Here is a 6,642-nt window from a genome sequence, read left to right on the forward strand (position 1 = left end):
GTGCAGGGCGCCGCCCTGCCCGGCCAACCCCCTTGATTTCGGGACAATCACCCTTACCCCTTGGCGAGGCCGCACGCGCTTGCGGCACCGCACATGGAGCCCTACCCGATGACCGAGACGATCCAGACCGAAACCCTTGGCTTCCAGACCGAAGTCAAGCAGCTGCTGCAGCTGATGATCCACTCGCTGTACTCCAACAAGGAGATCTTCCTCCGCGAGCTGGTCTCCAATGCCGCCGACGCCGCCGACAAGCTGCGCTTCGAAGCCCTGACCCAGCCGGCCCTGCTGGAAGGCGACAGCGAACTGCGCGTGCGCGTCAGCTTCGATCCGGCCGCGCACACCATCACCATCGAAGACAACGGCATCGGCATGAGCCGCGCCGATGCCATCACCCACCTCGGTACCATCGCCAAGTCCGGCACCGGCGACTTCCTGCGCCAGCTGTCCGGCGACCAGAAGAAGGACTCGCAGCTAATCGGCCAGTTCGGCGTCGGCTTCTACAGCGCCTTCATCGTCGCCGATGAGGTCGAAGTCACCTCGCGTCGCGCCGGCCTGGCGGCCAGTGAAGGCGTGCGCTGGACCTCGCGTGGCGAAGGCGATTTCGATGTCGCCACCATCGACAAGGCCGAGCGCGGCACCCGCATCGTCCTGCACCTGAAGGATGGCGAGCACGACTTCGCCGACGGCTGGCGCCTGCGCAGCATCCTCAAGAAGTACTCCGACCACATCGGCCTGCCTATCCAGATGCCCAAGGAAGATGCCGAAGAAGGTGCCGCGATCGAGTGGGAAACCGTCAACCGCGCCAGCGCGCTGTGGACCCGCCCGCGTACCGAGATCAGCGATTCGGAGTACACCGAGTTCTACAAGCACGTCGCCCACGATCACAGCGATCCACTGGCGTGGAGCCACAACAAGGTCGAAGGCAAGCTGGAGTACACCTCGCTGCTCTACGTGCCGGGCCGTGCGCCGTTCGACCTGTACCACCGCGATGCACCCAAGGGCCTGAAGCTGTACGTGCAGCGCGTGTTCGTGATGGACCAGGCCGAGCAGTTCCTGCCGCTGTACCTGCGCTTCATCAAGGGCGTGGTCGATTCCAACGACCTGTCGCTGAATGTCTCGCGCGAAATCCTGCAGTCCGGCCCGGTCATCGATTCGATGAAGGCCGCGCTGACCAAGCGTTCGCTGGACATGCTGGAGAAGCTGTCCAACGACAAGCCCGAACAGTACGCCGCATTCTGGAAGGAATTCGGCCAGGTGCTGAAGGAAGGCCCGGCCGAGGACTACAACAACCGTGAGAAGGTCGCCGGCCTGCTGCGCTTCGCCTCCACCCGTGGCGAGGCCGATGCACAGACCGTGTCACTGGCCGATTACATCGGCCGCATGACCGAAGGCCAGGACAAGATCTATTACCTGACCGGCGAGAGCTACAGCCAGGTGCGCAACAGTCCGCACCTGGAAGTGTTCCGCAAGAAGGGCATCGAAGTCCTGCTGCTGACCGACCGCATCGACGAGTGGCTGATGGGCTACCTGACCGATTTCGACGGTAAGGGCTTTGTCGACATCGCCCGCGGCGATCTGGATCTGGGTGCGCTGGAAAGCGAGACCGACAAGCAGGAACAGGAAGCCGCTGCCAAGGACAAGCAGGGCCTGGTCGAGCGCCTGAAGAACGTGCTCGGCGATGACGTGGCCGAAGTGCGCGTGTCGCACCGTTTGACCGATTCGCCAGCGGTGCTGGCCATCGGCGAACAGGACCTGGGCCTGCAGATGCGCCAGATCCTGGAAGCCAGCGGCCAGAAGGTGCCCGACAGCAAGCCGGTACTGGAGATCAACCCGGGTCACCCGCTGATCGCCAAGCTCGATGCCGAAGCCGATGGCGCACGTTTCGACGACCTGGGACGGGTGCTGTTCGACCAGGCCGCACTGGCCGCTGGCGACAGCCTGAAGGATCCGGGTGCTTACGTCGCCCGTCTGAACAAGCTGCTGCTGGAGCTGTCGGCCTGATTGATGCCGGTATCGCCCAGCCTGCTAGGTGCCAACCTCGGTTGGCGCTGCCATTGCCCCGGTAGATGCCAACCTTGGTTGGCGCTGTCGCTGCATTGGTAGAGGCCAACCTTGGTTGGCGCTGTCGCTGCATTGGTAGAGGCCAACCTTGGTTGGCACTGTCGCTGCACTGGTAGGTGCCAACCTTGGTTGGCACTGTCGCTGCATTGGTAGAGGCCAACCTTGGTTGGCACTGTCGCTGCACTGGTAGGTGCCAACCTTGGTTGGCACTGTCGCTGCACTGGTAGGTGCCAACCTTGGTTGGCGCTTGGTTCGACTGCAAAAGCGTGCCAACCAAGGTTGGCACCCACCAGAGCGGATCGCGGTTGTCCCCCGAAGCACGGCGAGGTTGGTATTCCGCAGAAGCAGGCCACGGTTACCCTCATGGCCAGCCACCGGCCCGCCCAGAGCCGGTCGGATCAGGCCTGCCGATCCAGCAGCGAGCCCAGCATCTGGTCCTCGCGGCGGATCAACGCCGCGTTGGCAGCAAAGGCCACCACCTCGGCCTTGGCGGCCAACAGGTCGCCCAGTGGCGTGGTCGGGTCGGTGTCACCAGTGGAGGTCACGCGGGTCTCCACCCCATCCTGCGCTGCGGCTTCGCGCTGCAGTTGCAGGCGCGGTGCATCCGCGGTCGCCAGGTTGGCCACGTTGTGTGCGGCCACCTGCACGCCCCGCTGGGCCGCACGCATCCCGCTGAGGGCAACACCGGTCACATCGTTCATCGGGGGTCTCCCAGGCCACCCAACGCAGCCTTCCGCACCGGTTAACGGCCGCGCGGCTGCGACCTTGAGTCCACGCCGGCCAGACAGGCCCGGGTGGTAGCATATCCCTCTGATTTCAGCGCCTTTTGCCAATGCTCAGTTTTTTCCGCCGCAAGAAGCCCCAGGACGCCGCCACACCGGACGCGCCCAAGACCCAGCACTACTCGGCTGAAGAGCTGGCGGCGGCATTCCCGTCGGCCGCGCCGCCCGAGCAGGCCCCGGCCGCACCGGTAGCCCCGCCCGTGGCGGAAGCGCCGGCGCCAACCGCCACCCCCGAAGTCGTCGCGCCCGCAACGTCAGCAGCGCCGCCCCCGCAGGCAACGCTGGAAGCGCCGCAGGAAGCCACTGCGGAAGCCCTGCCGGAACGCGTGCTGGCACCGGAGAACTTCGCGGCCGAAGCGGCCGCCGCCGCTGCGGTCCTCGCTCCGCTGGCCCCGGTCATTCCCGCGCAGGAACCGGCCGCCCCGGCCGCCGACCTGCCGGTGCTGGTCGATGCCCCGCCCGCCCCGGCCGGCAAGCCCGGCTGGCGCGAACGCCTGCGCAACAGCACTTTCGCCCGCAGCTTCGGCGGCCTGTTCTCGCGCAATCCCAAACTCGATGACGACCTGCTGGACGAGATCGAGACCGCGCTGCTGACCGCCGACGTCGGCGTTGCCGCCACCACCGACCTGATCGCCGACCTGCGCAAGCGCATGAAGGCGCGCGAATTCATCGATGCCAACGCCCTGCTGGCGGCACTGCGCGCCGACCTCATCGCGATCCTGCAGCCGGTGTCAAAGCCGCTGGTCATCGACCGCAACGCCAAGCCCTTCGTGGTGCTGACCGTCGGCGTCAACGGCGTCGGCAAGACCACCACCATCGGCAAGCTGGCCAAGCGCTTCAAGGACGAGGGCCACAGCCTGATGCTGGCCGCTGGTGATACCTTCCGTGCTGCCGCCGTGGCCCAGCTGCAGATCTGGGGCGAGCGCAACGGCGTGGCCGTGGTCGCGCAGGGGCAGAACGCCGATGCCGCCTCGGTGGCCTACGACGCGTTGCAGGCCGGCAAGGCCCGCGGCACGTCGGTGTTGATCGCCGATACCGCCGGCCGCCTGCACACCCAGTCCGGGCTGATGAACGAGCTGGGCAAGATCCGCCGCGTGCTCGGCAAGATCGACGAAAACGCGCCGCACGAAGTGCTGATGGTGATCGACGGTACCACTGGCCAGAACGCGCTTTCGCAGCTGCGCCAGTTCAACGCCGCAGTCAAGGTGACAGGCCTGGTGGTGACCAAGCTGGACGGCACCGCAAAGGGCGGCGTGGTGTTCGCGCTGGCCCGTGAGTTCGGCATTCCGATCCGTTTCGCCGGCATCGGCGAGCGCCCGGAAGACCTGCGCGTGTTCGATCCGGAAGCTTTCGTCGACGCCCTGTTGCCCGAAGCGCTGGGTGCCTGACATACCGTGCAGCCACGTATGGCGTGGCTCTACTGCAACCCGGTAGAGCCACCCCGCGGGTGGCTGCCCCCTGGAGTACCAATGCCCCGCCAGCAGAACGCCAGCGCCATGCCAGCCACCGAGCACGGCTTCGTCGCCCGCCTGCTGCACTGGTTCGACGACCACGGCCGCCACGATCTGCCCTGGCAGCATCCGCGCAGCCCGTATCGGGTCTGGTTGTCCGAGATCATGCTGCAGCAGACCCAGGTGGCAACGGTCATTCCGTACTTCCACCGTTTCCTGCAGCACTTCCCCACCCTGCCCGACCTTGCCGCCGCCAGCAACGACGCGGTGATGGCGCAGTGGGCTGGGCTGGGCTACTACGCCCGTGCGCGCAATCTGCATGCCGCCGCCAAGCGCTGCGTGGCCGAGCACGCGGGCGACCTGCCGCATGATTTCGATGCCCTGCACGACCTGCCCGGCATCGGCCGCAGTACCGCCGGCGCGATCCTCAGCCAAGCCTGGAACGACCCGTTCGCGATCCTCGACGGCAACGTCAAGCGCGTGCTCAGCCGCTATCACGGCGTCGAAGGCTTTCCTGGCCTGCCCGCCGTCGAAAAGCAGCTGTGGGCCATCGCCGAAGCACAGGTCGCCCAAGTACCGGCGGCGCGCATGGCCGACTACACCCAGGCGCAGATGGACCTCGGTGCGACGGTCTGCAGCCGGTCCAGACCGGCCTGCGTGATCTGTCCCCTGCAGGAGGATTGCGTGGCGCGTCGCGAAGGCCGCACGGCCGAGCTGCCAACAGCAAAGCCGAGCAAGGTGCTGCCCGAACGCGAGGCGGTGGCCCTGCTGCTGCGCGACAAGCAGCAGCGCGTGCTGCTGCAGAAGCGGCCGGATACCGGAATCTGGGCGCAGCTTTGGACGCTTCCGCAGGCCGATGCGGGCAGCGAGCTGCAGGACTGGTTCGACGTGCACGTCGATGGCTCACTGGAAGATGCCGAGGAACTACCGGTGCTGCAGCACACCTTCAGCCACTACAAGCTGCATCTGCAGGTATTGTCACGGCAGGTGCAAGGCTTGCGCGTGGAAGATCCCACGCTGCGCTGGGTCGACGACGCCGAACTGTCTGCACTGGGCCTGCCGGCCCCTATCCGAAAACTGCTTGATGGCACGCCCATCAAGGCCCCGAAGCGAACCTCCGCGAAATCCCGCAACCACGAGTGAGTGCCATGCCCCGAACCGTCTTCTGCCAGTACGAACAACGCGATGCCGAGGGCCTGGACTTCGTGCCTTACCCGGGTGAGCTGGGCCAGCGCGTTTTCAACCACATCGGCAAGCCAGCCTGGACCGCATGGCTGGCACACCAGACCATGCTGATCAATGAGAATCGTCTCTCCCCGCGAAAGCCGGAGCATCGCGCATTTCTGGAAACGGAACTGGTGAAGTTCCTGTTCGAGAAGGACGCGGAGAAACCTGCTGGTTTCACCCCGGAAGCCTGATCTGGAGGTAGCGCCGGGCCATGCCCGGCGTTCCCGCATCCGCCGGGCATGGCCCGGCGCTACCGGCCTAGTTCGTGGACTCTTCGCGCTCCTGCACCTGCGCCTGACGCATCTCCTTCTCCTCCGCCCGCAGCGACTTCACGTCCAGCTTGCGGATGGTCTTGATGAAGCACGGCATGCGCGGGCCGCTGGTCGCGTCGCGCACCAGCACCTTGTCGAACGGTGCCGAGACACGGCCCATGTGGCTGGTCAGGCCGATGGCTGGTGCGTAGGACAGATCCGGGCACGGTCCGCTCAGCTCCAGCAGATAGGCCTCGCTGGGCTTGGTCCACACCGCCAGCGCACTGTCGCCCAGTTCGGTCCAGCCATTGAGGCTGCCGAAGAACTGCATGTCCTTCTGCGGTGCGCCGGCGTGGGCACGATACAGCTCCAGCTTCTCGGCACTGCCCAAGCGGCCGGTGGTTGCGCAGCCAGCCAGGGCCAGGCACAGCCCGGCGATCAACAGCGGGGTCTTCATGGCGATCTCCACAGGTGAACTGTGATGATCATGCACCCACCGGGGTGGCGCCGGCGCAACGGCCGGCAGCCCAGTTCAGCCGTTGGTCGGCGGTCCCAGGTCGCTTGCAACCGCGGTAGCCGCCAACCTCGGTTGGCGCTTGCCCTGCAGGACCAGCCGACCAAGGTCGGCATCTACCAAAGCAGATCCCGCGCCGGACTCCGGTAGCCGCCAACCTTGGTTGGCGCTTGGCCTGCAGGAGCAGCCGACCAAGGTCGGCATCTACCAAAGCGGGCCCAGCCCGCTCAGACGTCGGCGTGGGCCAGCGCGTGCAGGCGCCCTTCGCGCAGCTCCAGCACCCGGTCCAGGCGTCGCGCCAGCGAGCGGTCATGGGTGACCAGCACCAGGCTGGTGTGGCGGGCACGGTTGAGCTC

6 protein-coding genes and 1 pseudogene are annotated in these 6,642 nt (G+C 66.4%); 4 read left to right on the top strand and 3 right to left on the bottom strand.

Annotated features, from left to right (window positions below):
* The first annotated feature begins 108 nt into the window (after nucleotides 1-108).
* Nucleotides 109-2,001 carry a molecular chaperone HtpG gene (gene htpG / locus DBR20_RS16580; protein WP_108267033.1) on the top strand — a complete coding sequence of 631 codons (1,893 nt, stop codon included), beginning with the start codon at nucleotides 109-111 and terminating at the stop codon, nucleotides 1,999-2,001.
* A gap of 458 nt (nucleotides 2,002-2,459) precedes the next feature.
* On the opposite strand, the gene DBR20_RS16585 is transcribed toward htpG, so the two are convergent.
* Nucleotides 2,460-2,762 (bottom strand): hypothetical protein, encoded by a 303-nt coding sequence (locus tag DBR20_RS16585; RefSeq protein ID WP_108267035.1) that lies wholly within the window; start codon nucleotides 2,760-2,762, stop codon nucleotides 2,460-2,462.
* Between the two features lie 131 nt (nucleotides 2,763-2,893).
* On the opposite strand from DBR20_RS16585, the gene ftsY reads away from it, so the two are divergent.
* The 3 genes from ftsY to DBR20_RS16600 all read left to right on the top strand — a co-directional run bounded on the left by ftsY (nucleotide 2,894) and on the right by DBR20_RS16600 (nucleotide 5,712).
* Entirely contained in the window at nucleotides 2,894-4,231 is a 1,338-nt protein-coding gene (gene ftsY / locus DBR20_RS16590; RefSeq protein WP_108267037.1) for a signal recognition particle-docking protein FtsY, read from the top strand.
* 81 nt (nucleotides 4,232-4,312) lie between these two features.
* On the top strand, nucleotides 4,313-5,437 hold the full coding sequence (mutY, locus tag DBR20_RS16595) for an A/G-specific adenine glycosylase (protein WP_108267039.1): 1,125 nt from the start codon (nucleotides 4,313-4,315) through the stop codon (nucleotides 5,435-5,437).
* Between the two features lie 5 nt (nucleotides 5,438-5,442).
* Entirely contained in the window at nucleotides 5,443-5,712 is a 270-nt protein-coding gene (locus DBR20_RS16600; RefSeq protein WP_025878821.1) for an oxidative damage protection protein, read from the top strand.
* 67 nt (nucleotides 5,713-5,779) lie between these two features.
* On the opposite strand, the gene DBR20_RS16605 is transcribed toward DBR20_RS16600, so the two are convergent.
* Together DBR20_RS16605 and DBR20_RS23395 are read right to left on the bottom strand one after the other, a co-directional pair.
* Nucleotides 5,780-6,229 carry a DUF6491 family protein gene (locus tag DBR20_RS16605; RefSeq protein ID WP_108267121.1) on the bottom strand — a complete coding sequence of 150 codons (450 nt, stop codon included), beginning with the start codon at nucleotides 6,227-6,229 and terminating at the stop codon, nucleotides 5,780-5,782.
* Nucleotides 6,230-6,513: 284 nt separating this feature from the next.
* Nucleotides 6,514-6,642: pseudogene (locus tag DBR20_RS23395) on the bottom strand (lipoprotein-releasing system ATP-binding protein LolD); the annotation flags it as partial.

This window comes from Stenotrophomonas sp. HMWF023 (assembly GCF_003060985.1).
Lineage (GTDB): Bacteria > Pseudomonadota > Gammaproteobacteria > Xanthomonadales > Xanthomonadaceae > Stenotrophomonas > Stenotrophomonas lactitubi.

Coding starts and splice junctions, on each gene's coding strand:
- ftsY (WP_108267037.1), top strand. CDS start 2,894: ATGCTCAGTTTTTTCCGCCGCAAGAAGCCCCAGGACGCCGCCACACCG.
- DBR20_RS16585 (WP_108267035.1), bottom strand. CDS start 2,762: ATGAACGATGTGACCGGTGTTGCCCTCAGCGGGATGCGTGCGGCCCAG.
- mutY (WP_108267039.1), top strand. CDS start 4,313: ATGCCCCGCCAGCAGAACGCCAGCGCCATGCCAGCCACCGAGCACGGC.
- DBR20_RS16605 (WP_108267121.1), bottom strand. CDS start 6,229: ATGAAGACCCCGCTGTTGATCGCCGGGCTGTGCCTGGCCCTGGCTGGC.
- DBR20_RS16600 (WP_025878821.1), top strand. CDS start 5,443: ATGCCCCGAACCGTCTTCTGCCAGTACGAACAACGCGATGCCGAGGGC.
- htpG (WP_108267033.1), top strand. CDS start 109: ATGACCGAGACGATCCAGACCGAAACCCTTGGCTTCCAGACCGAAGTC.